Annotated in this window: 24 protein-coding genes; 13 read left to right on the top strand and 11 right to left on the bottom strand. The window is 70.6% G+C overall.

What is annotated here, in order from left to right; all coding sequences use genetic code 11:
- Positions 1-203, bottom strand: a 203-nt coding sequence (locus tag AB0I04_RS37585; RefSeq protein WP_360895928.1) for a hypothetical protein, incomplete at its 3' end; no start/stop codon positions are given.
- Between AB0I04_RS37585 and AB0I04_RS37580 the strand changes: the two genes are divergently transcribed.
- From AB0I04_RS37580 to AB0I04_RS37570, 3 genes are all read left to right on the top strand, one after another.
- On the top strand, positions 202-1569 hold the full coding sequence (locus AB0I04_RS37580) for a hypothetical protein (RefSeq protein WP_360895925.1): 1368 nt from the start codon (positions 202-204) through the stop codon (positions 1567-1569). The genes AB0I04_RS37585 and AB0I04_RS37580 overlap by 2 nt on opposite strands.
- 139 nt (positions 1570-1708) lie before the next feature.
- Positions 1709-2995, top strand: coding sequence for a hydroxyacid-oxoacid transhydrogenase (locus AB0I04_RS37575; RefSeq protein ID WP_360895922.1), 1287 nt, complete (start codon positions 1709-1711; stop codon positions 2993-2995).
- A 158-nt stretch (positions 2996-3153) separates the two neighbouring features.
- Positions 3154-3618 carry a DoxX family protein gene (locus tag AB0I04_RS37570; RefSeq protein ID WP_360895919.1) on the top strand — a complete coding sequence of 155 codons (465 nt, stop codon included), beginning with the start codon at positions 3154-3156 and terminating at the stop codon, positions 3616-3618.
- Positions 3619-3715: 97 nt separating this feature from the next.
- On the opposite strand, the gene AB0I04_RS37565 is transcribed toward AB0I04_RS37570, so the two are convergent.
- From AB0I04_RS37565 to AB0I04_RS37550, 4 genes are all read right to left on the bottom strand, one after another.
- Positions 3716-4915: a cytochrome P450 gene (locus tag AB0I04_RS37565; RefSeq protein ID WP_360895916.1), complete on the bottom strand. Its 1200-nt coding sequence runs from the start codon at positions 4913-4915 to the stop codon at positions 3716-3718.
- Positions 4916-5076: 161 nt separating this feature from the next.
- A complete protein-coding gene (locus tag AB0I04_RS37560; protein WP_360895913.1) occupies positions 5077-5919 on the bottom strand; it encodes a patatin-like phospholipase family protein in 843 nt (280 codons plus the stop codon).
- Positions 5920-5921: 2 nt separating this feature from the next.
- Positions 5922-7421 (bottom strand): DHA2 family efflux MFS transporter permease subunit, encoded by a 1500-nt coding sequence (locus tag AB0I04_RS37555; protein ID WP_360895911.1) that lies wholly within the window; start codon positions 7419-7421, stop codon positions 5922-5924.
- A gap of 46 nt (positions 7422-7467) precedes the next feature.
- Entirely contained in the window at positions 7468-8076 is a 609-nt protein-coding gene (locus AB0I04_RS37550; RefSeq protein WP_360895909.1) for an NAD(P)H-dependent oxidoreductase, read from the bottom strand.
- A 102-nt stretch (positions 8077-8178) separates the two neighbouring features.
- On the opposite strand from AB0I04_RS37550, the gene soxR reads away from it, so the two are divergent.
- From soxR to AB0I04_RS37525, 5 genes are all read left to right on the top strand, one after another.
- A complete protein-coding gene (gene soxR / locus AB0I04_RS37545) occupies positions 8179-8634 on the top strand; it encodes a redox-sensitive transcriptional activator SoxR (protein ID WP_360895906.1) in 456 nt (151 codons plus the stop codon).
- A gap of 52 nt (positions 8635-8686) precedes the next feature.
- Positions 8687-9454: a nucleotidyltransferase domain-containing protein gene (locus AB0I04_RS37540; protein WP_360895903.1), complete on the top strand. Its 768-nt coding sequence runs from the start codon at positions 8687-8689 to the stop codon at positions 9452-9454.
- A 234-nt stretch (positions 9455-9688) separates the two neighbouring features.
- The gene (locus AB0I04_RS37535) at positions 9689-9949 is read left to right on the top strand and encodes a hypothetical protein (RefSeq protein WP_360895900.1); all 261 of its coding nucleotides are present in this window, start codon (positions 9689-9691) and stop codon (positions 9947-9949) included.
- A 9-nt stretch (positions 9950-9958) separates the two neighbouring features.
- Positions 9959-10555, top strand: coding sequence for an RNA polymerase sigma factor (locus AB0I04_RS37530; RefSeq protein WP_360895897.1), 597 nt, complete (start codon positions 9959-9961; stop codon positions 10553-10555).
- Positions 10552-11754, top strand: coding sequence for a hypothetical protein (locus AB0I04_RS37525; protein ID WP_360895894.1), 1203 nt, complete (start codon positions 10552-10554; stop codon positions 11752-11754). Before AB0I04_RS37530 ends, AB0I04_RS37525 begins: the two co-directional genes overlap by 4 nt.
- 94 nt (positions 11755-11848) lie before the next feature.
- Here AB0I04_RS37525 and AB0I04_RS37520 read toward each other — a convergent pair whose 3' ends face one another.
- Positions 11849-12289, bottom strand: coding sequence for a MarR family transcriptional regulator (locus tag AB0I04_RS37520; protein WP_360895891.1), 441 nt, complete (start codon positions 12287-12289; stop codon positions 11849-11851).
- 88 nt (positions 12290-12377) lie between these two features.
- Between AB0I04_RS37520 and AB0I04_RS37515 the strand changes: the two genes are divergently transcribed.
- Positions 12378-12791, top strand: a complete 414-nt coding sequence (locus tag AB0I04_RS37515; protein ID WP_360895888.1) for a nuclear transport factor 2 family protein — start codon at positions 12378-12380, stop codon at positions 12789-12791.
- A gap of 78 nt (positions 12792-12869) precedes the next feature.
- Here the strand turns inward: AB0I04_RS37515 and AB0I04_RS37510 are convergent, their stop codons facing one another.
- The gene (locus AB0I04_RS37510) at positions 12870-13325 is read right to left on the bottom strand and encodes an ATP-binding protein (RefSeq protein WP_360895885.1); all 456 of its coding nucleotides are present in this window, start codon (positions 13323-13325) and stop codon (positions 12870-12872) included.
- A 174-nt stretch (positions 13326-13499) separates the two neighbouring features.
- Between AB0I04_RS37510 and AB0I04_RS37505 the strand changes: the two genes are divergently transcribed.
- Complete coding sequence (locus AB0I04_RS37505; protein ID WP_360895882.1) at positions 13500-13913, top strand: DUF302 domain-containing protein; 414 nt, start codon at positions 13500-13502, stop codon at positions 13911-13913.
- 408 nt (positions 13914-14321) lie between these two features.
- Positions 14322-14750: a DUF5074 domain-containing protein gene (locus AB0I04_RS37500; RefSeq protein WP_360895879.1), complete on the top strand. Its 429-nt coding sequence runs from the start codon at positions 14322-14324 to the stop codon at positions 14748-14750.
- Between the two features lie 33 nt (positions 14751-14783).
- Here AB0I04_RS37500 and AB0I04_RS37495 read toward each other — a convergent pair whose 3' ends face one another.
- Both AB0I04_RS37495 and AB0I04_RS37490 read right to left on the bottom strand, forming a co-directional pair.
- Positions 14784-16958: a TerD family protein gene (locus AB0I04_RS37495; RefSeq protein WP_360895876.1), complete on the bottom strand. Its 2175-nt coding sequence runs from the start codon at positions 16956-16958 to the stop codon at positions 14784-14786.
- Between the two features lie 113 nt (positions 16959-17071).
- Complete coding sequence (locus tag AB0I04_RS37490) at positions 17072-17407, bottom strand: STAS domain-containing protein (protein ID WP_360895873.1); 336 nt, start codon at positions 17405-17407, stop codon at positions 17072-17074.
- A 160-nt stretch (positions 17408-17567) separates the two neighbouring features.
- On the opposite strand from AB0I04_RS37490, the gene AB0I04_RS37485 reads away from it, so the two are divergent.
- Positions 17568-17720 (top strand): hypothetical protein, encoded by a 153-nt coding sequence (locus AB0I04_RS37485; protein ID WP_360895870.1) that lies wholly within the window; start codon positions 17568-17570, stop codon positions 17718-17720.
- A 212-nt stretch (positions 17721-17932) separates the two neighbouring features.
- Entirely contained in the window at positions 17933-19063 is a 1131-nt protein-coding gene (locus tag AB0I04_RS37480; RefSeq protein ID WP_360895867.1) for a hypothetical protein, read from the top strand.
- A 185-nt stretch (positions 19064-19248) separates the two neighbouring features.
- Here the strand turns inward: AB0I04_RS37480 and AB0I04_RS37475 are convergent, their stop codons facing one another.
- Positions 19249-19869, bottom strand: a complete 621-nt coding sequence (locus AB0I04_RS37475) for a hypothetical protein (protein ID WP_360895864.1) — start codon at positions 19867-19869, stop codon at positions 19249-19251.
- A gap of 330 nt (positions 19870-20199) precedes the next feature.
- A complete protein-coding gene (locus tag AB0I04_RS37470; protein WP_360895861.1) occupies positions 20200-21270 on the bottom strand; it encodes a PP2C family protein-serine/threonine phosphatase in 1071 nt (356 codons plus the stop codon).
- Positions 21271-21371 lie beyond the last annotated feature (101 nt).

Raw genomic sequence — 21371 nt, 5'->3', positions numbered from 1 at the left:
GCCGACGCGCCGAGCGCGGGCCCCGGCACCGGCGCTCCCTCCGCGAACGCCCGGGCCGCCACCCCCCTCGCGGCGAACGCCTCAGCGCCCGCCGGCACCGCCATGCCCGACGCGCAGCCGTCGGCGGGAACCGCACAGCCGGGCACCGCAGCGCCGGGCGCCGGGACGATGCCGAGCGCGAGCGGCTCGCCGGGAACGGCCATGCCGAATCCGAACGCGAGCGGTGCTCCGGGCAGCGCGGCTCCGGCCCACCGTAGGAAGGCGAGTCCGACCCCGAGCTCCTGCCCGACCCCGACGGGCGGCGCCGGCGGGGGCGGTGGGAAGGCGGCCGACCCCAACGCGAACTGCACGCTCATCGTCCCCGCCAACCCGCTCAGCGCGCGCGGCCTGGCCACGCCCTACCAGCTGACCGCCACGAACGCGGCGATGGGCGCCTGTAACGAGGCGAACGTCAACCAGTCGGCGTTCGTCCAGGCGACGATCGTCGACCCCGCGACCGGCAAGCTGTCGGTCTACAACCCGCTCGTGATCGACCAGGGAACGCAGCCGGCCGCCGCGCCGGTGACGCCGACCCTCCCGGCGGGCGCGGTCGTCGGCGTCTGGCTCGGGTACAACGGCGCCAACCTGACCCTGCGCGGCGCCGGTCTCCAACAGGGCAAGTGCGTGAACGGCCTGAACGGCTCGGTCTTCGGGCAGTTCGCGTACTGCAACGCCCCGGCGTTCTTCCAGGCCGCCAACGCCGCGATCAAGGGCGGGATGCTGACCGTGCCGGCGCTCGGAACGGCGAAGGACGGCATGCCGTGCATGTCGACGCGCGACTTCGCGCTCATCGACCAGGACCAGAGCGACAACGTCACGGCGACGTACCTGACGACCGGGAACGGGCGGATCGCGCAGAACACCGCGGCGAACAAGGGCCGCCTGGCCGGCGCCCAGACGCTCTCGAACCCCAGCGACAACGCCCTGCTCGACGTCTTCGTCGACCCGGCCCTCGGCTGCACGCCGTGGACGGCGCCCGACCTCGCCAATCCGGGGACGGTGACGACGTCCCTGGCCATGGACGAGCTTCAGGCGGCCGCCCACCAGGCGGCGCCGAGCGCGCTCGTCCCGATGAACGACCCGATGACCATGGTGAACAACCAGATGAGCGCGGCGAAGACCAATCTGTACCGGGCCGGGGCCGACCAGCCCGCCGTGCCCGCGGGACAGACGCCGGCGACGTACTGCCGGATGATGGACACCGTCCAGGCGGCCCGGCTGCAGAAGGACATGCAGATGCTGGCGGCCCAGGCCAGCCCGATGCCCGCGGCGGCGAACAGCCTCTTCACCTTCCTGGGGATGCGGCTGCAGCAGTCGTTCGGCAACCTCAACTGCCAGAACTTCGGCCTGACCAACCCGGTCGCGAAGCTCACCATGAACGGCAACGTCGTCACGGCCGTTACCTTCGCCGGAAACCAGCCCGGCAACGGCGGCAATAACGGAGGTACGCAGGGCGGTAACGGCGGCAAGCAAGGCGGTAACGGCGGAAAGGGCCGGCCGCAGCACCACGGGCCGCCACCGCAGAACTGACCACCCATCCGGGCGCCGAGGATCCGTCATCGACGGTGAACCTCCGCCCACCCGTCCCGGCCGGAATCCGTCCCCCCGGCCGGGACGGCCGCGTCTTCGCCGGGAAATAGGCTGGCCGGAGAGGCGAAAGGGGCACGCGATGGCAGCCGTTCCCAGCGATCCCGAGTCGGTGTTCACCTATGGCGCTCCGCACCTGAAGTTCGGCCCCGGCGCGTCCGGCGAGATCGGTTTCGACCTGGCCCAGTACGGCGTACGGCGGGCGCTGATCGTCACCGACCCGGGCGTCGCCGTGACCGGTGCCCCGGAGCGGATCGCCGACCGGATGAAGACGTACGGCATCGAGACCGAGGTGTTCGACGAGGTCCACGTCGAACCCACCGACGCGAGCCTCCGCCATGCCGTCGACCGGGCGCGCGAGTCCGGCCCCTGGGACGCGTACGTCGCGGTCGGCGGCGGGTCGAGCATCGACACGGCCAAGGCGATCAACCTCCTCACCACGAACGACGGCGAGCTGACCGACTACCTCAACCCGCCGATCGGCGCCGGGAGGGCGCCCGCGAGGCCGCTCCTGCCCCTGGTCGCCGTACCCACGACGACCGGCACCGGCGCCGAGAGCACGACCGTCTGCGTCCTCGACGTCCTCGACCTGAAGGTCAAGACCGGTATCAGCCATCCACGGCTCCGGCCCGCCCTCGCCGTCGTCGACCCCGACCTGACGGTCACCCAGCCGGCGGGGGTGACGGCGTCGGCGGGCATGGACATCGTCTGTCACGCGCTGGAGAGCTACACGGCCCGGCCGTACACCGCCTATGAGCGCAAGACGCCGGAGCAGCGGGTCCCGTACTGCGGCGCCAACCCGGTCGCCGACATGTGGTCGGAACGCGCGCTGGCCCTGATCGCCGGGTCGTTCCGCGCCGCCGTACGGGACGGAGGCGACGTCCGCGCCCGGGCCGACATGGCGCTCGCCGCCACCTTCGCGGGCCTCGGCTTCGGCAACGCCGGCGTGCACATTCCGCACGCCGGCGCGTACCCGATCGCGGGCCGGGTCAGGGAGTTCCGCCCGGACGGTTACCCGGGGGCGGAGCCGCTCGTCCCGCACGGCATGGCGGTGGCGCTGACCGCGCCGGAGGCGTTCCGGTTCACCTTCGAGGCCTGCCCGGAGCGGCACCTCCGGGCGGCCGCGTTGCTCGACCCAGGGCTGGAACGCCCCGACGACCCGGCCGAACATCTGCCGGCGGCGTTGCTGCGCCTGATGCGGGACATCGGCATGCCCGACGGGATCGGCGGTGTCGGCTACACCGACGGCGACGTGCCCGACCTCGTCGACGGGGCGATGAAACAGCGGCGGCTGCTGGAGACGGCGCCGCGGCCGGTGAGCGACGAGGACCTGGCCGGCGTCTTCCACCGTTCGATGACCCTGTGGTGAGGTTCGCGCGACCCCGCCGTCCGGTCTTGGTCTGGTGGTGACCGTCCCATGCGCTTTGCCCGGTAGGGCCGCTCGTGTTCCGCCACTAGGGTCGGGGTGAGGACGGTCGTACGTCCCTCCGCTCCCGCGCGGTCACGATTCGAAATTCGGGGGGATCCGTGAACGCGGTGGATCGCGCTCGGCCCTACGTGCTGTCGCTCTTCCGGATCGTCGTTGCCTTCCTGTTCGTCTGCCACGGCCTGGCGTCGCTGTTCGGCGTGCTGGGCGGGGTGTCCGGCCGCGGCGATGCGCTGCCGGCCGGGAACTGGCCCTACTGGTGGGCGGCCCTGATCGAGTTCGTCGCGGGTGTGCTGGTCCTCGTCGGCCTCGGCACCCGCGTGGCGGCGCTGGTCTGCTCGGGGGCGATGGCCTACGCCTACTTCTCGGTGCACCAGCCCCGCGCGCTCTTCCCGCTCCAGAGCGGAGGAGATCTCGCCGTACTGTTCTGCTGGGCCTTCCTCCTGGTGGCGATCTTCGGTCCCGGGCCCTGGTCGCTGGACCGGCTGGTCGCCCCGGCGATGCGCCGCCGCTTCTCCGGATCGCCCGCAGTCGTCAGCGGCCCCTCCAGCCGAGATAGACGATGACGGCGTCGTAGGCGAGGAGCTCCTCGCGCGCATGACGCGGTGGCTGAACGCCTGATCGCCGGGCGCGCTCCGCGACCCGGAGCGCGCCCGGCCTTCCTCACCAGGTGAGCGGCAGGTGGTACACCCCGTAGATGACCATGTCGTCGCGCAGCGGGACCTCTTCGGGCGGTACGGCCAGGCGCAGCCCCGGGAAGCGGCGGAAGAGGGCCGGGTAGGCGACCTTCATCTCCGCGCGGGCCAGCTGCTGGCCCAGGCACTGGTGGAAGCCGTGCCCGAAGGCGACGTGCTGCGACGGCGGCCGGGTGATGTCCAGCCGGTCGGGCTCGGGGTAGTGCCCGGGGTCGCGGTTCGCGGCGGAGAGCGAGGCCACGACCGTCTCGCCGGCGCGAACGCGCCGCCCGGCGATCTCGACGTCCTCCTTGGCGACGCGGACGAGCCCGAACTGCACGATGCTGAGGTACCGCAGCAGCTCCTCGACCGCGCCGTCGATCAGCTCCGGCCTCTCCCGCAGCGCCCGCAGCTGGTCCGGCCGCGTCAGCAGGGTGAAGGTGCCGAGGGCCAGCATGTTGGCGGTCGTCTCGTGCCCGGCGACGAGCAGCAGCAGCCCGACACCGGTCATTTCGTCGACGGTGAGCGAGCTCTCCGGGTCGTGGACGAGACTGCTGATCAGCGCGTCGTCCGGCTCCCGTCGTTTGCGCTCGACGAGGCCGCGGATGTAGGCCCACAGCTCGTCGCGGGCCGCGAAGACGTCCTCCTCGGGGCCGCCGATCCGCAGCAGCGTGCCGGTCCAGCCCTGGAAGGCGGCGCGGTCCCCGTACGGGACGCCGAGCAGTTCGCAGATGACGAGGGAGGGGATCGGCAGTGCGAACGCCGGGACCAGGTCGACCGGCGGCCCCGTCTGCTCCATCGCGTCGAGGTGCTCGGCGACGATCCGCTCGATCCGCGGGGTCAGTTCGCGCATCCGCCGGGTCGTGAACCAGCGGGTCAGGATCCGGCGGTAGCGCGTGTGCTCCGGGGCGTCCATGCCGATGAAGGAGCCGGCGCGGAAGACGGGCTCCCCGGGCCGGATGGGGAACGACCGGACCGGCGACGAGGCGCGCAGCCGGTTCGAGCTGAACCGCTGATCCGACAGGAGCGCCCGGACGTCCTCATGCCGGGTGAGCAGCCAGCCGACCTTCCCGTCCGGGAAGGTCAGTCTGCTGACTGGATCCTCCTCCCGCAGCAGCCGGTACCTTTCGGGCGGGTCGAACGGGAGTTCGCGGCGGGTCGGCAGTGACGGCGGCGTTGTCACGGACATGCGGTGCACCTCCTGCGCCTCAGGCCCGGCCCGCGGATGCGGCATCGGAGGTGCGCCGGTCGGTGCTGCCGGCCGGTGTCTCCGGCGCCGGCCGCCCGCGGCCTTGGGGCCCGGACGGCAGGCCGAGCAACCATCTCCCACCTTATGCGGATATGTGTGTTTTACATAGACCGTGTTCTGCCAGCGGATTTATGGTCATGCCAGGTATCCCGGATTCGGTCGGCGGCGTCGGCGGCCTGGCGCACGCCGGCCTCGTACGACGCCCGCGACGCCGCGCGGTCGTGCAGGTCGGGGCCGAAAGCGGCCACCGCCGCCGGGTCGGGGACGACCCGTACGACGCCGGGTGCGCCTTCCGCCGGGTTCGCGGGGAACAGGTGCGCCAGCGGCTCGACGAGGACCGTGACGCCGGCGCCGTCGGCGAGGTCGGCGTTGCTGCCCTCGGCCAGGGCTCCGTCCATGTACCGCCGGCCGTTCACGGTGATCGGGGGGTAGGCGCCCGGCATCGCGGTGCTGGCCGCCACGACGGTCGCCGGCGGGGCGCCGTCGGAGCGGTCCCAGACCCGGCGCTCACCGGTCTCGACGTCCACCGTGGTGATCAGCAGCTCGCGGTCCGGCCACGCCGACGCGCCGATCAGGGCCGCCATCCGCGACACGTGCGTCTCCTCGCCGACCGTCGTCGCGACGAGGGCGATCCGGCCGACCCGCCTCCGGGCCTCCGCCGGATCCAGACTCCGATCGCCGAGCACGGCGAAGACCTCGTTCATCCGCGCGGGATCCGTCGCCGGAGCGGACGCCGTGGAGCCGACCGGAAGCGCGCCGAGCCGTTCGAGGTCCTGGCCGGTCGCGAGCATCATGCCGACGATCGCCCCCGCCGACGTCCCGACGATCAGATCGGCGTCCGCCAGGTCCACGCCGGCGCGTCGCAGGCCGACCGCCAGGCCCGCCGTCCACGCCGTGCCGACGACGCCCCCAGGCCCCAGGACCAGGGCACGTTTCTCCGTCATGATCACGATCCTTTCACGTCGTTCGTTCGCCGGCGGGGCAGGAAGAGGGCGGGCACCAGAGCCAGCACCATCAGGACCACGGCCCAGACGTAGGTGTGCTGGAAGGCGTCGGCCAGTCGCGGCGCGATCGCCTGCCGCGCCGGCGCCGGGAGTCCGCGGACCGCCCCGATGCCGCCCGAGACCTCGGGCAGCCGGTCGGTCATCGCGGTGGCGAGCACGACGGAGATGAGGGCGGTGCCGAGCGAGGCGGAGACCTGCTGCGTGATGTTCAGCGCGGTGCTGGCACCGGGCACCTGTTCGCTCGCGAGGTTCCGGGTCGCCGCCGCCATCGCCGGCATGATCGTCGCCCCGACGCCGATGCCCGTCAGCATGAGCGGGACGATGAGGAGCCAGTACGGCGTGTCGGCGCGGACCTGCGTGGTGAAGACCAGGAACCCGGTGCTCGCCAGCCCGATCCCCACCGGCACCAGCCGCCCGGGCGGAACCCTGTCGATCAGGCGGCTGGCGACCTGCATGGAGATGCCGGTGGCGAGCGCCTGCGGGATGGCCAGCAGACCGGAGCCGGTCGCGCTCTGGCCGCGGACCACCTGGTAGTACAGCGGCAGCAACAGCATCGACCCGAAGTATGCGCCGGTGTAGAACACCAGCGTCACGGCTGCCGTCGAGAACGCACGCCGCCGGAACAACCGCAGATCGATCAGTGGGTGGCGGGCGGTCAGCCCGCGGATCACGAAGGCGACCACCAGTGCCGCGCCCAACGCCGTCGGGACGAACGCCCTGGCGGAGCCGAAGTCGCCGTGTTCGCCGCCGGTGGCCAGCCCATAGATCATCGCGGCCAGCCCGGGGGAGAGCATCAACAGGCCGGGGACGTCCAGCCGGTGCCCGGGCTGCGGGGTCTCCGTCCGGAAGATCCGGCCCGCCAGCAGGAGCACCAGCGCCCCGATCGGGACGTTGACGAAGAAGATCCAGCGCCAGGACACGCTGTCGACCAGCCAGCCGCCGAGGATCGGCCCGGCCAGCGGCCCGATGAGGACGGGGATGCCGAGCACGCTCATCATCCGGCCCATCCGTTCCGGGGAGGCGGCTCGGATGACGATTGTCATGGCCACCGGCGTGATCATCCCGCCGCCGAGCCCCTGCAGGGCCCGGAACCCGATCAGCGAACCGGTGTCCCAGGCGAGCCCCGCCAGCGCCGAGCCGAGGGTGAACACTCCGATCGACACCATGTACGTGCGTTTGGTGCCGAACCGGCCGACCGCCCAGCCCGTGGCGGGGATCACCGTGGCCAGGGCGAGGGTGTAGCCGGTGGCCACCCACTGGATCGTCGCCACCGGCGCGCGGAATTCCTGGGAGAGCCGGCCGAGCGCGACGTTGACGATGGTGATGTCGATGACCGTCATGATCGACCCGAGCACGATGACCATCGCGATCGCCATGGTCCCGGGGCCGTCGCCCGGCGGCCGGGTCTCAACGCGTTGGCCGGGAGGGGACGCTGTCGTCATGGTGGAGGAGTCCTGTCCGTCGCGAGGTGGGGAGGCGGTCATGGCGTCAGGCGGCGTACGGGCGGGCGGCCTTGGCGTCGCGCAGCGCGTGCGCCCACCACAGGAGTTGGTCGAGCAGCGCCTTCGCGGCCCCGTTGCACCCGGCCGGGTCGACCGGCGCGCCCTCGGCGTCGAACCGCTCCCACGCGCCGTGGAAGCTCACCGTCTCCCGGACGGTCACCGCGTGCAGCTCCGCGAAGACCACCCGGAGGTGCTCGACCGCCCGCAGGCCGCCGGACAGCCCGCCGTACGACACGAACCCGACGGGTTTGGCGTGCCACTCTGCGTTGTGCCAGTCGATGAGGTTCTTCAGCGCCGCCGGGAAGCTGTGGTTGTACTCCGGGGTCACGACGACGAAGGCGTCGGCTGCGGCGAGGCGGGACCCGACCGCGGCCAGCGCGCGGCCCGTCTCGGGCTCCGGGGTGGACCCGAACGCCGGGAACCTCAGCGGCAGTCCGGCCTCGGCCGGATCGATGACGTCGACCTCCACGTCGGCGCGCTCGGCCGCCCGACCTGCGAACCAGTCGGCCACGGTGGTGCCGAACCGGCCTTCGCGCACACTGCCGAGGATGACGGCGACCCTGAACGGCGCGGGGCCGTCGGTGTTCTCGGACATGAGGGAACCTCTGTTCGTTCGATCGTGATGTCACGGCCGGGGGCGGCCGTGAGAACAGCCTCGAACCTGAACAAAGGTTGAAGTCAAGCTAGGCTGATCACCATGCCCGAGCACGCCAAGATCACCAAAGAGCTCACCATCGGAGAGCTGTCCGAGCGCAGCGGCGTGTCCGCCTCCGCGCTGCGCTTCTACGAGCGGCAGGGCCTCATCGACAGCCGGCGCACCACCGGAAACCAGCGCCGCTACCACCGCACCACGCTGCGCCGGGTCGCCTTCATCCGCGCGGCACAGAGCGTCGGCATGCCGCTGGAGTGCGTCGGCTACGTCCTCGGCATGCTCCCGCCGGACGCCGAGCTCACCCGCGACTTCTGGGTCGGAGTCTCCGAGTACTGGAAACAGGAGGTCAACAACCGCATCGCCAAGATGGAGCGAATGCGCGATCGGTTCACCGAGTGCATCGGCTGCGGCTGCCTGTCCTTCGAGCAGTGCACACTCGTCAACCCGAACGACGTCCTCGCCGAACAGGGCCCCGGCCCGCGCCGCCTCCTCGCCCCCTGACCAACACGAAACCCACCTGCGTCGGGCGCGCCGCAACGCCTACGCTCGGCGCATGCGGGCACTCGATGACGAGGCTTTCCTCGACCACGTTACGGAGCGGCTCGTGGGCCTGCCCGGTGTACGGGCCGTCGCGCTGGGCGGCTCACGTGCCACTGGTACGAACGGGCCGGACAGCGACTGGGACTTCGCGATCTACTACCGAGGTGCGTTCTCGCCCGACGACCTGCGTGCCCTGGGCTGGCCCGGTGAGGTCTCCGAACTCGGCGCGTGGGGCGGCGGCGTGTTCAACGGCGGTGCCTGGCTGACCATCGACGACCGGCGCGTCGACGTCCACTACCGGGATCTCGACGACGTCGAGCGCCGCGTCGCCGAGGCACGCGAGGGCCGTTTCGATGTCGAGCGGCTGATGTTCCACCTGGCGGGCGTCCCGACCTACATCGTCGTCGCCGAGCTCGCCGTCAATCGGGTCCTGCACGGTACGCTGCCGCGCCCGGAATACCCCGAGGCGCTCAGGCGGGCGGCTCACAGCCGCTGGTGGGGCGACGCCCGACCCACCCTCGGCTACGCCCGCGCCGCCTACGCCGGGCGCGGACACGTCACCGGCTGCGCCGGGGCGATCGCCACCGCGGCCTGCCAGGCGGCGCACGCGGTGCTCGCCCGCCGAGGCGAGTGGGTGACCAACGAGAAGACCCTGCTCGACCGGGCCGGTCTACGCGGCGTCGACCGCATCCTCGCCGCCCTGACCTCGGACCCCGCCGCCCTGACCGCCGCGATCGACGAGACGACCGTCCTGCTGGAGACCGCGGTCACCACGGCCTGAGAAGAAGTCGGCGGCCGGTGTCGCCGGTCGTGAGCTGTGCCCTCAATCCGGCGACTTCCTGCCAGGCAACCGGCGTGACCTCGACACACGCCTCGTCGTGCTCCAGCGAAAGAAATATCGCGGGAATCGACACTAATAATGCGGAACGCGAGCGATTCGGTGGTACCCGTTTCCGGAGACTTCAGCGATGTAGAAGGTGATGCTGTTTCCGTAGAGACAAGGTGGTGGGTCGCGGTGCTCGGGTCGTCGAGTCTCAGTGAGGTCGTCTCAGCGGCCTCCGGTCTGCTGGCGCTCGGCGCGCTGGCCGTTCGCGTGTGGGGCCGCGTGGCGCTGGCCCGGCAGCAGCGCCGGGCGATGACGGCGGTCGCGAGCACGTTGGCGGCGACGGGCCGGGCGGCGCGGGCACGACGCCGGGCATGCGCGGAGGAATGGTCCATCGAGGTGGACGCCCGCCGGGATCCAGGCGGCGAAACGAAAGAGCCGGGCGGAAGGTGAACGGGGCAGGTGACGCAGCGGCGAGGCGACGAAGACGTCCCGGGGGAAGCCTCGGAAGCCGAACGCCAGAAGGCGACGCGGCGCTTCTACCTCGAACACCATCCCCGGCTGCGGAGGTTCGTGGCACGGCGGGTCGGCGGGCTGGAGGAAGCGGAGGACGTATGCCAGGAGATCTGGCAGAACGTCTTCGCCACGTACTTCGACCACTCTGGCGGTGCCGCCATGATGGAGGAACGGGCGGCCTTGGCGCTGATCCCCATTGCGCGTTGGCGCATCACGGATTTCTGGAGAAAGCGCGGACGAGTGCCGGAACACCCGGTCGAGGGAGAGGACCTAGTGCTGCTCGCCGACTCGTTGGCTTCAAAACTCCAATCGCATCAGGAAACAGACCGCCGGATCGACCTCCAGCGGGCGCTGGCGACCCTGCCGAACCGGCAGCGTGAGGCGCTCCATCTGCGCTATGTCGACGATCTGACGACCGCCCAGACCGCGACGGTGATGGGCGTGACGGACAATACGGTGAAGATGTTTCGGAAGAGGGCGCTGGAGACGCTCCGTAAGAGCGTTGGCCTGGACTCCTACCGGCCGGAGGGGGACTGCGAGTGAACCGCCATGGCGACCCGCACGAGCTCCCGGACCCCACCGAGCGGGATCTCCAGGACGGCTTCGAAGCGGTCATGGAGAGCATCGAGCGACTGACTCCGCAGGAGATCGACGGTCTGAAACGCCAGGCCGAATCCGCCGAGTTCGGTTATGCGACGTACGCGCTGGGCTTGAAGCTGCTGGAGCTGGGAGAACGAGACCAAGGCGAGCACTGGCTTGGCGTGGCGGCCCGGTACGGAGTGGAGGGTGCACAGCGGGCACTGGACGAACTGGCGACCCACGATGCGGTCACCCGCGAGGCCGACCAGGCCGAAGCGTCGCCGAGCACGACGTCCTCGGCCGGTGTCACGCGGTCCTACGCTGTTTCGGGCCAGGCCCGTGTCGGCGGCACCGACGTTCGTGACCGAGCCGCCGGCACCGCGACCGCGCCCAGGTCTGTGGGCGGTGTCGTGCTCCCCGCCTCACATGAGAGCCTCGCTCGCGGGGTGCGGCCATCGGCGCCGGGTACGATCTTCGCTCTCGCGTTGACCGGCGGGATCACGGTGGGTCCCGCGGACGGCCGCCAGATCCTCTTCGGGCGTAACCGGCCCGATGTTCATGTATGTCTCGGTGAGGACGATGTACGGGTCAGCCGTCACCAAGGCACATTGATCCACAGCGGCGGTCAGTGGCGGGTGAGCAACGCCGGCCGGACGCCGATCCGGATCGCCGACAGATACCTGTTCGAGGACGAGGAACCCGTGGTGCTCCAGACCGGCTACACGTCGATATTCGTCCGCGGCACACGCGAACATCTACTGGAGGTCTTCGTCTCCGGTCCCGGGTACGAGCAGCCTGTGGCCCGGCACGACGCTGCCACCGTCGATCCGACAACGTGGCGGCTCGAGCCTGACGAGAGACTCGTCCTCGTCGTGCTCGGCCAGCGGTACCTGCTGCATGAACCCCATCCGCAGCCCCTGTCCTGGCAGCAGACGGCCGACAGTCTCGCCGGCTTGCAGCCGGACGCAGGATGGACGAGGAAGCGAGTCGAGCACCTGGTCGGCGGCGTGCGCAACCGGCTGGTCCGTGCCGGAATTTCGGGGCTGACCCGCCAAGAAGTCGGCGAGCCGGTCGGCAACACGCTGAATCACAACCTGATCCAGGAAATGCTGATGTCGACCACGCTCGTGCCTCGAGATCTGGCGTTGATCGACGCGGCCTGAACTCGGCTCGACGGGTACGCCGTAGACCTGGCCGATGTTGTTCCAGACCCTGGGCCAGACCTCCGGTCCGGTCGAGGGTCTGTTCGAAGCGGATCTAGGCCTGTTGGTGGTGCGTGAGCAGTCGAGCGAGCAGGCGGGTCAAGGTCTGCCGGTCCTCGGCCGGAAGCGGTCCGAGTAGATCGTCCTGCACCTTGTCGAGCGCTCGGTCCATGCGCCGCAGTTGCCCATCACCCGCCGCGGTGAGGGTCACGATGTTGCGCCTTCGGTCATCCGGGTCCGGCGTCCGCTCGACGAAACCCTGCTCGGCCAGTTCGTTGATCGCCGCCACGACGTCGCTGCGGTCCATGTTGCACCGGCGACCGAGCTCGGCCTGACTGGCCACCCCGAACTCGTCCAGCGCGGCCAGGATCCGGTAGTGGTACCCGCGCGCACCCACCTCGCCGAAGCTGTCGGACGCCAACCGGTGGGCGTGCAATGCCAGCTGGGTGAGCAGCCAACTCGGCTTCACGGTCAGGCGTGCGGGTGTCTCGTCCACGACCGCCACCATACATCGTTGGCGCAGCCAACGAAAATCTGTATAGTTGGCGACGCCAATGTTAGTGGCGCCAACGAAAGAGGATGTCATGTCCACGGATACCCTGATCGCCGACCGTCTCGAGATCGCCGACCTGTTCGCCCGCCTCGCGCGCCTGCTCGACGAGAAGCGGTGGGAGGATGCGGACACCGTCTTCGCCGACGACATGGCGGTGTACTCGCCCCGCAACGGCGAACTCCACGGCATCGACAAGCTCGTCGCCTTTATGCGACAGGCTGAGGTCGCGGGGGAGCACACCCAGCACGTGACCACTGATCTGCTGGTGGACGTTGACGGCGACCAGGCAGCTGCCTCGGCGAACTCGCTCGTGTACTTCTACCGCGACGGCCAAGCACCCCACCGGACAAGCGGCCTGCGACTGGCCTGCACCGCGGTGCGGACGCCGGCGGGCTGGCGACTCCGCGAGTCGCGGACCACGCTCGCCTGGATGCACGAGAAGTGATCTCTCGCCGACAAACCCCCGCCGGCCCGCGTCGTTTGCGGTAATCATCCCTGACCAAGATCCACTTTCCAACAGACTCTAGACGTGGTCCGACGGAGTGGCGGCGACTCGGGCCCAGACCCATTTGCCAGGGGAGCGGCCGGTGCTCGGATCGATGGGGTCGGGACGGTAGCCCCACTCCAGTGCGAGCGCGTCGATTATGAGCAGGCCGCGATGGCCGTCCGTGTTGAGGCCGGCCTCGGCGAGATCCAGGTCGTCCAGGGTGAGGTCGACCGTGGCCGTTGGTGCGGGGCGGCCGAGGCTGGAATCCCATGCGGCGATGTAGACCACGCCGTCCTCCCAGCGGCACATGAAGCGGATGATCTCGCCGGGAGTCGCTCTCATCGCGTTCGTCACTATTTCGGTCGCTACAAGCATCGCGTCGTAAGAAATATCCGAATAGCCCCACTTTTTGAGGCTTCGCTCCATTAGCCTGCGGGTGAAGCCGGGAGCCGCCGCCGACGCAGGCATGCATATCCGGATATCTTCGGTCATGGTCGCCGCCGTTTCTCTGATCTTGACGTGATTCTAGATCCTTCTGCCGAGAAAATGCGTCTTTCTGGCTACAGTCGGGCTGGCTACAGTCGGGCGTGTCCGTAACGATCGGCGAGCTGCGGGCGGCGCGGCGAATGCGGGAAGGTCGCGCTCTGCCGCGAAGGTGGGGAACAAATGAGTGAACACGGCATGGTGACGGTTGCCAGCGACTGGCCCGTCGGTGAGACGATCGACCGCTTGCAAACCGCGGTCATCGGGGCCGGCCTGTTCGTATTCGCGAGAATCGACCATGCGGGCAATGCCGCTCAGATCGGAATGGACCTTCGCCCGACGGAGCTCCTGATCTTCGGCAATCCCCGTGGTGGCACTCCACTGATGCAGGATCGGCAGACCAGCGGCATCGACCTGCCGGTAAAAGCCATTGCCTGGCAGGACCAGGACGGCAAGGTGTGGCTGACCTACAACAGCGCTTCCTGGATCGCCGAACGACACGGGCTCGGCGCCGAGAGCGAGACCGCCGTCGAAGCCATCGAGACGGGTCTCGCGCGGCTCGTCCAGCAGGCGGCCGGCCCGGCGGCCATCGCATAGCCGAGACGAACAATGTCGTGCTCAGGGCCCACCGACGGTGGTCGGCGGGCCCTCAGAACGTGGCGAGGAGAGCGAGGAGACTAGGAAGCGGTTAAAGGCCGAGAAGGAAGTCCCCCCATGGCCTCGCTGATCAGCGACCGTAGCCACTCATCGGCCGGGAATCAACTCGTTAAGCCGGGTCCTACTTCGGCACGGCCATTTCCTCGGACCAGCCGTCTTGAGGCACCCTCATGTTCACGATTCGCTGTCTCAAGGATCAAAGCACGGGACGTCGACAGTTCGCGAAGATGGCTCGCCGGGCGCAAAGGTTACGTGAGGGCCCGCCGACTGCCGGCGGCGAGCCCTCAGGCCACCGGCGAGGAGAGCGAAGGGACTAGGGCAGTCCGAAGCTGAGAAGGAAGCCCCCTCATGGCCTCGCCGGTCAACGACCGTAACCGCTCCCCGGCCGGAGATCAATCGGACGGCGCTCGCGTGTATGTGACCAACGCCTGCTCGGGCAGTACATCGGTTATCAATGCCTCGACCCTCACAGTCACCAAGACCATCGCCACCAGCAGCGGCCGCGGCGTGGCGATCACGCTGAACGGCGCCCGCGCCTACGTGACGAACACGGCGTCGAGCAGCGTCTCAGTGATCGATACCGCCACCAACAAGGTCACCGCCACCATTCCGGTCGGAGGAGGCCCCGAGGGCGTGGCGATCACTCCGTACGGTGATCACGTGTACGTGACCGCGACGAAAGCCGGCGGCGTCGCGGTGATCGATACGTCGACCAACACGGTCACCAAGACCGTCGACAGGGTCGGTCTCGCTCCCGTCGGCGTCGCCATCGGCTGAGCCGTCTCCGGAGTAGCGGGCCGGTGCGGCGCGCTACTCCGGGATCAACTCGTTAAGCCGGTCTTGTGCGTACACATCGGAGCCGGCCGGCAGGCCATCCGGGCGTTCGAGCCCGATGAACGTCACCGGACCGTCGAGCTCCATGCCCGGCTCGTACGGCGTCACCGTCCCGGCCTTGGCGGTCAGTCGCTCGACCAGGTAGGACATGGGCAGGTAGCGGCGCTCCAGGACGCTGCGGGCCAGCGTCGTCGTCGACACGCGGTTGGTCTCGACGCGGTTCCCCCAGCTCGCGCCTCGCAGGTACAGGTGCATCCAGCGCGCCGACCAGCGGCGGTCGTCGCCCCGGGCGAACACCACCGGCAGCGCGACCCGCCCGGTGCCCCGCAGATCCGACTTCATCCGCACCGTGCGCGGCTCGAACGGCCGGCCCGCCTGGTCGGGGCTGCGGAGCATGAACCCGAAGAACGACTCGGCGACCTGCGTGAAGCCTTCCCCGGAGTAGACGTTCACCTGCGGCAGGACGTACCGGGCCGTGACGTGCTCCAGGTTGAGGTCGATGAACTCCGACGCGCCCGTCGGAGCGTCGACGATGTCACCGGAGTGCACCGCGCCGCCGCCTTCGAGCCGCGTCCACGAGACCTGCCCGGCCGGGGCGAACGCGTCGTCGAGGAGCAGCACCGACAGGTCGAAGTCGGTCGTCTGGTGAGCCTGCCGCCAGTACACGAAGAACCGCAGCGACTCCCCGTCGACCGGCATGACCGACCCGCGCGGCACCGCGCCGAAACCGTTCGGCGAGGTCTTGTTCGTCAGCGGCACGGTCAGGTCGAGCACCGCCGGGTCGACCACGATCCGGTCCCAGGCGGGCAGGCGCCGGGTCAGTTCCTCGTCCAGGATCGCGGTGAGTCGCCGTACGACGGGCTCCGGCAGCGGCGGCCGATCGTCCGAGCGTGCCCAGGCGCGGGCCTCGCGGTTGACGAAGATCCGCGCGGCGTCCGGTGCCGTCCGGTTGGCGACGTGCTCGCGTACGCCCAGGATCACGCGGCCCGACACGCGGCCGATCGTCTCGCGTACGGCGGTGAGCGCAGTCTCCAGCTCCGCGGGCGTCGCGGTGCGCAGCACCCGGTCCAGCGACCGGAACAGCATGCCCGGGGCGATGGTCAGCAGCGACACCGCCTCGCCGACCCGCTTGTCGGCGAACGCCAGCTCCACCCGGCCGGCGAGCGACCGTACGACCGTCTCGCCGCGGGCGACGGCGAACACCTTCAGCGCGTGCGGTAGGTCCTGGTATTCGTGAGGATGCAGGCGCTCGCCGAGCCGCTTCCACATCTCCCGGTGGCGGCCGACGTCGGCGACCTTGGCGGGGCCGTCCCGTACGACCCGGTCGAGGGCGGCGAGGAGCGCGCGGCGCCGCGCACGCGGGAACGACCGGAACCGGGTCGGCTCGGTCAGCGAGACGTCCCCGTCCGACATCGCGCACGCGAGCCGCAGCACGTCGGTGACCGTGTCCACGCGTACGGGCCTGCCCGCCGCCAGCCACACCCGGTTGACGACGGCGAGGCTCTCCCGGCTCGGGATCGTCTCCGGTTGCGCACCGTCGACGCAGGCTGCGGCGAGCGCGCCGAGCAGTTCGAGGTCCGCGTCGCCGAGCGGGATCGGGCTCCCGGCCAGGGCCAGGTAGAGCTCCTGCGCCTCCTCGGCGAGCGGCCGGCCCAGGTGCAGAACGGTGAGCCGGTCCTTCAGCGACGGGATCAGCTCGTCGTGCGCGGCGAGCATCTCCTCGTACGTGTGCTGGTACCGGCTGTACTTCGGGAGCCGCAGCAGGTCGACCCGGCCGGTGGCCACCATCGCCCGCAGTCCCTCGTCATCGGGCTGCTCGTCGGCTGGGCGGGTACGGACCACCGCGTCGCGCAGGCACTCCAGCCAGAACTCGACGGTGTCCGGCACGTTCGCCGGGAAGTCGCGGAAGTAGACGTTGTGCTGGACGTGGTCCCCGACGAGCGCGCGGACCGCCGCCAGGATCCGTACGCCCGTGTCCATGGCGACGCCGGGCTCCACGCGCGACAGGTGCTCCAGCAACTCTCCGGACGCCTTGAACCCGACGCTCAGCAACGCGGCGTCCAACTGGCGGGCGACCGTGCCGCCGTCGCCTTCGGGCCCCGCCGTCATCGGCACCCGCAGCGTCTTCTGGATGATCCCTGTCTCGAGCATGACTCTTCCGCGATCGGTGGTAAGGGGCGCCGCCCAGCATGGCACTCCGGACGGAGCACGGCCTAACCGTTATCGCGGTGAGCGTTCCCGGCCTACGAGACCGGTCGCGAGGGTCAGAGGGACATCATGCGGTCGCTCAGACGGCGGACGCAGGGGGCGACGTTGAGCAGCCGGGGGCGGGGTGTGGCCGTGGAGGCGACGAGGACGCGCCAGCCGGAGACGTCGATGAAGCGGAGCCCGGTGGTGTCGACCGACACCTGACCCCATCGCGCGGTGACCCGGGCCAGTGCGTCGGCGAGGGCCGCGCTGTTGGTGATGTCGATGTCGCCCGTGAGCAGCACGGTGTCCGGTGGGGTCACCTGGACGATGCTGAGCTGGTCGTCCTCGTAGAGCACGAGACTCGCCTCCGGCGGGACGGCTTCGGTTGCGCGGGCGTTACGTTCTGCCATGACGGCCACTGGCATCACGAGGGTGCACTCGCATGAGCGGCCTTGCCGACCACATGCTTCGAGGATGCATGTACGACAGAAGCACGTCAACTGATACCGGAAACCCGGTTCGTAGAATGCTCTAGAGAGCACCGCGATGACAGGCCCAGACGCAGATCGGATGAGCACCACGATGGCCACGTCCCAGGGCGGCGAACCAGCGAGACAGTGGACCTTCCTGACGAACCACCGTCATCCCGCGGAGGCGGACCACCGGATCGAGGGCCTGCTCTCCCTGTTCACTCACCGTGAGGAGAGCCGGGAGCAGGGGTAAGCCGATCCGCTCGTGGTCACACCACGCATTCGCCGCCCGGCGGACCCGCCGAGGTGTCCGCTTTACCGAAGCCGGGCCGACCTGGGCATTGACGGAACGGTTTTCTTCGCGCACCGTCGAAAGTGGAGTTTCGCCTTCACTCTCTGAGGTGATTCGACGCGATGCCTGGTCCGGTCCCGCCTTCCGGTGTGTCCGCGAGGCCGAGGGGGAGAGTGCACGGTGACGCCGTCACCGTGCTCGCCGGCCGTGTGTTCGCGCATACCCGTCCGTCCGACGCGTCCGACGTGGTCGCGTTGCTCGGCCCTGACGACGGCGGGCTCGTGCTGACGGGGGCCAACCCCGTCCGCGCGGCCCGGCGATGCCGGGAGGAGCGGGCGTTCGGCGGTCCCATCCTGTTCGACCTCGCGCCGGCCGAAGGGAAGATCGCCACCCGGGAGCGGCCCTTCGACGAGAGCGGCGACCGGCTGGTGGAGACCACGCTGGAGGAACACGTCCAAGGACAGATCGACGCGGGCGCCGACGCGGCGCTCACCCCGACTCTGTACCTGCGGGCGGGAGACTTCGGTGCCCTCGAGGCCGCCGCCGAAGGCGCGGCTGGGCTCGGCCGCGACGACGTCATCCTGTCGCTGCCGATGGACGCCAGATGGCTGGCACCCGGCCTGATCGACAAGGTCATCGGCCTCCTCGCGGAGGTGCCACTGGCCAAGGCGGTCATGCCGGGCGGCCAGTTCAACCCGCCGCAGCGGGTGATGGACGGCGTCCTGGGCCTGCGCCGCCTGGTCACCGAGGTGCCGAACGTCGCCCTCTTCCGCACGGACCTGGCCGGGCTGGACGCGGTGGCGCAGGGCGGCCTGGCCGCATCGATCGGGACCAGCAGCGCGCTACGGCACATCGTCCCGCCGGGGGAGGCCGCCGCGTACGGACAGCCGAACGGCGGGCCGGAGGACCGCTCGCCGGGCGTCCTTGTCCCGGACCTGATGGCGTACGTGCGCGGAAGTGTGCTCGCCGGGCGGTTCGGCGACCGGCCGGCGCCGCCGTGCCGCTGTGCCCGATGCGGCGGCCGGAGCATCGTCAGCTTCCTCCGCCAGGAAGACTGGAAGGACGCGCGCCTGCACGGCGTGGCAGTCTGGTCCGAATGGGCGCGCAACCTCCGCTACCCCGACTCACCCGCCGGCCGCCGCCGCTACTGGCGGCAGCTGTGCCGGGACGCGATCGCCGCGCACGCCCGCTACAACACGCTCGTACGCGCCCGCGAACCGGTGTTCGTGCCGCCGGAGTCCCTGTGGGTGTGGGCCGGCGAGGACACCACACCCGCACCCGCCACCGCCGCGCCAGTGCGATGAGAGGACGCCGCGCCTACGGCAGCCACGATTCTTCCGGTGCGGCGAGAGATTGCGCCCGCAACCATCGCAGTGTGGTGAGAGGGCGTCGCGCCCGCGGCTATCGCAGTGTGGTGAGAGGGCGTCCCGCCCGCGCCCGCCGCCGCTACTCCGACGCGGTGAGGACGCAGCACCCGCGGTAGCCGTAGCTATTCCGGTGCGGTGAGCGTCCGCAGGTGGAGCTCCTCGGTGAACGCCCATCCGGCCGGTGCGTGCGCCCGGTCGCGGAACGGCTCCGGCGGCACGACGACCCGGGCCCCGGCCACGAGACCGACACCCCAGTAGTCGGCCTCCGCCCGCGCCTCGTCCAGATCCGCCGGAAGGCCCGGCAGGACCACCATCCGCGCGCAGTAGGCGCCGAACCGGCCCGCGCGATCCAGGCCAGACCGCCACGACACCGCCTGAACGATGGCGAGTTCGGCGCGCAGCGGCCGCCGCAACAACCGGACGACGCCCGCCGGAGTGAGGTCGGCGCATCCGGCCGGCAGCTCGCGGATGGCGCGGATCTCCTTGGCCGACAATGCTTCCCAGGGGACCGTCCCCCCGGCCGGCAGCCCGAGCAGGACGTCGAGCAGGTCGACGCGGGTGACCCCGGTCAGACCGACGGCGGCCCGACGTCGCTGCTCGGCCTCGTCGGGGGCGTAGGCCATCGTGACGTCGACACCGCGCATCCGCACGCGCGCCAGCCGCGGGCGGACCGTCGATGGCACCACCCCGATCACGGGTGGCGCGTCCGCGGGGATGGTCGCTCGGGATCCGATCGCCGTCATAGCGGTCCAGCCTCCCACGAGTGGCCGGTGAGGTCGCGCGCGACCTCACCTTCGCCCGCCCACGTCCTCACCATCGCCGACCCCTAGCCTCACCGTCGCCCGACCGGGTCGCATCCGCACCGACCGTGCCCCGCACCCGCACCGTCGCCCGACCTCGGGCGCGCTTCGTCCGCCCGTGGCCTCATCGTCGCCGGATCCCGCATCGCGGACCCCGGATCCCGCATCGCGGACCCCGGATCCCGGACCGCGGGCCCAGGGCCGTGCCTTCGTCCACCCGTGGTCTCGCCACGCTGGACATCGGGTCCTGCCGTCGCCGGGTCTCGGACGGGCTCACCGTCGCCGGATCAGGAGCATCGCGGCGTCGTCGGCGATGGGGCCACCGACGTGGCGGAGCACGTCCGCGCGCAGGTCGGCGAGTGCTCGCTCCGGATTGGCGGCTGCGAGCAGGTGCGCGCGCTCGGCCAGCGGGTAGAAGCCGCCCGCACCGTCGCGGGCTTCGATGACCCCGTCGGTGTACAGCAGCATCTGGTCCGCGGGCGCGAACTTGATCGTGTACGGGCGCGGGCGCGCGTCGACGAGGTCGGACAGCCCGAACGGCGGTGCGACGTCGTCGGGTTCGGCGAAGGCGCCGTCGCCGCCGCCGCGCAGGATGAACGGCGACGGGTGGCCATAGTTGAGCAGCGTCACGGTCTCGCCCTCACCGAATTCGGCGAGGACGGCCGTCACGAACTTCTCTCCGGAGCTCTCATCGATCGGCCCTTCGGACTGCTGCGTGGACAGCCGCCGTCGCAGCGCCGCCTCGATGCGCGTGGCGACACCGGTGAGATCGGGCTCGTCGTAGGCGGCTTCCCGGAACGCCCCGAGGACGTCGGCCGCGGTCTCCACCGCCTCCAGCCCCTTGCCCTGGACGTCGCCGACGATGACGCGGACGCCGGAGGGGGTCAGGGTGACCTCGTAGAGGTCGCCGCCGATGCGGGCCTCGGCCGTCGCGGAGGTGTAACCGACCGCGATGCGCATGGGGCCGACACGTCGGGGGACCGGGCGGAGCAGCACCCGCTGCGCCACCTCGGCGATGGACCGGACGTCGGCGAGGAGACGCTCGCGTCTCTGCCGGTCGGCACTGGCGAACACACTCGCCGCGGCCACGCCGGCCATTGTCACGAGCGTGAGGGTGTTCTGTTTGCGGCCCAGCGTGTGGTGGTGGTAGCTGAGCGCCGCGCACAGGCCTAATGCGGTGAACCCGACGATCGCGGTGCGCCGGATGCCGCACCACAGGCTTGCGAACGCGGGACCCAGGACGAGCATGGGCCGGAATATAATCTCCGGGCTCGCCCAGAAGTCGATCAGGCCGACGATTGCGATCAGGCCGAACGGCAGGCACCGCAGCCGTGGCCCGGGCATCGAGCTTGGCTTCTCGCTTATGGCGCACCCCCAGCTCGTGACTTTGTTTGTGGGGAGAATAGCGTCGGCGCGCGGTCGGCTTCGTGCTTTCCGGCAGGCCG

The sequence above is a fragment of the Actinoallomurus sp. NPDC050550 genome (assembly GCF_040655075.1).
In the GTDB taxonomy this organism is placed as follows: Bacteria; Actinomycetota; Actinomycetes; order Streptosporangiales; family Streptosporangiaceae; genus Actinoallomurus.
This window is presented reverse-complemented; position numbering and strand designations above follow the sequence as displayed.

Excerpts from the sequence above, each read along its gene's own strand:
- AB0I04_RS37580 (WP_360895925.1), top strand. The coding sequence starts at position 202 with ATGCCGAATCCGAACGCGAGCGGTGCTCCGGGCAGCGCGGCTCCGGCC.
- AB0I04_RS37575 (WP_360895922.1), top strand. The coding sequence starts at position 1,709 with ATGGCAGCCGTTCCCAGCGATCCCGAGTCGGTGTTCACCTATGGCGCT.
- AB0I04_RS37565 (WP_360895916.1), bottom strand. The coding sequence starts at position 4,915 with ATGTCCGTGACAACGCCGCCGTCACTGCCGACCCGCCGCGAACTCCCG.
- AB0I04_RS37560 (WP_360895913.1), bottom strand. The coding sequence starts at position 5,919 with ATGACGGAGAAACGTGCCCTGGTCCTGGGGCCTGGGGGCGTCGTCGGC.
- AB0I04_RS37555 (WP_360895911.1), bottom strand. The coding sequence starts at position 7,421 with ATGACGACAGCGTCCCCTCCCGGCCAACGCGTTGAGACCCGGCCGCCG.
- AB0I04_RS37550 (WP_360895909.1), bottom strand. The coding sequence starts at position 8,076 with ATGTCCGAGAACACCGACGGCCCCGCGCCGTTCAGGGTCGCCGTCATC.
- soxR (WP_360895906.1), top strand. The coding sequence starts at position 8,179 with ATGCCCGAGCACGCCAAGATCACCAAAGAGCTCACCATCGGAGAGCTG.
- AB0I04_RS37540 (WP_360895903.1), top strand. The coding sequence starts at position 8,687 with ATGCGGGCACTCGATGACGAGGCTTTCCTCGACCACGTTACGGAGCGG.
- AB0I04_RS37515 (WP_360895888.1), top strand. The coding sequence starts at position 12,378 with ATGTCCACGGATACCCTGATCGCCGACCGTCTCGAGATCGCCGACCTG.
- AB0I04_RS37510 (WP_360895885.1), bottom strand. The coding sequence starts at position 13,325 with ATGACCGAAGATATCCGGATATGCATGCCTGCGTCGGCGGCGGCTCCC.
- AB0I04_RS37505 (WP_360895882.1), top strand. The coding sequence starts at position 13,500 with ATGAGTGAACACGGCATGGTGACGGTTGCCAGCGACTGGCCCGTCGGT.
- AB0I04_RS37500 (WP_360895879.1), top strand. The coding sequence starts at position 14,322 with ATGGCCTCGCCGGTCAACGACCGTAACCGCTCCCCGGCCGGAGATCAA.
- AB0I04_RS37495 (WP_360895876.1), bottom strand. The coding sequence starts at position 16,958 with ATGCTCGAGACAGGGATCATCCAGAAGACGCTGCGGGTGCCGATGACG.
- AB0I04_RS37490 (WP_360895873.1), bottom strand. The coding sequence starts at position 17,407 with ATGGCAGAACGTAACGCCCGCGCAACCGAAGCCGTCCCGCCGGAGGCG.
- AB0I04_RS37485 (WP_360895870.1), top strand. The coding sequence starts at position 17,568 with ATGAGCACCACGATGGCCACGTCCCAGGGCGGCGAACCAGCGAGACAG.
- AB0I04_RS37475 (WP_360895864.1), bottom strand. The coding sequence starts at position 19,869 with ATGACGGCGATCGGATCCCGAGCGACCATCCCCGCGGACGCGCCACCC.
- AB0I04_RS37470 (WP_360895861.1), bottom strand. The coding sequence starts at position 21,270 with ATGCCCGGGCCACGGCTGCGGTGCCTGCCGTTCGGCCTGATCGCAATC.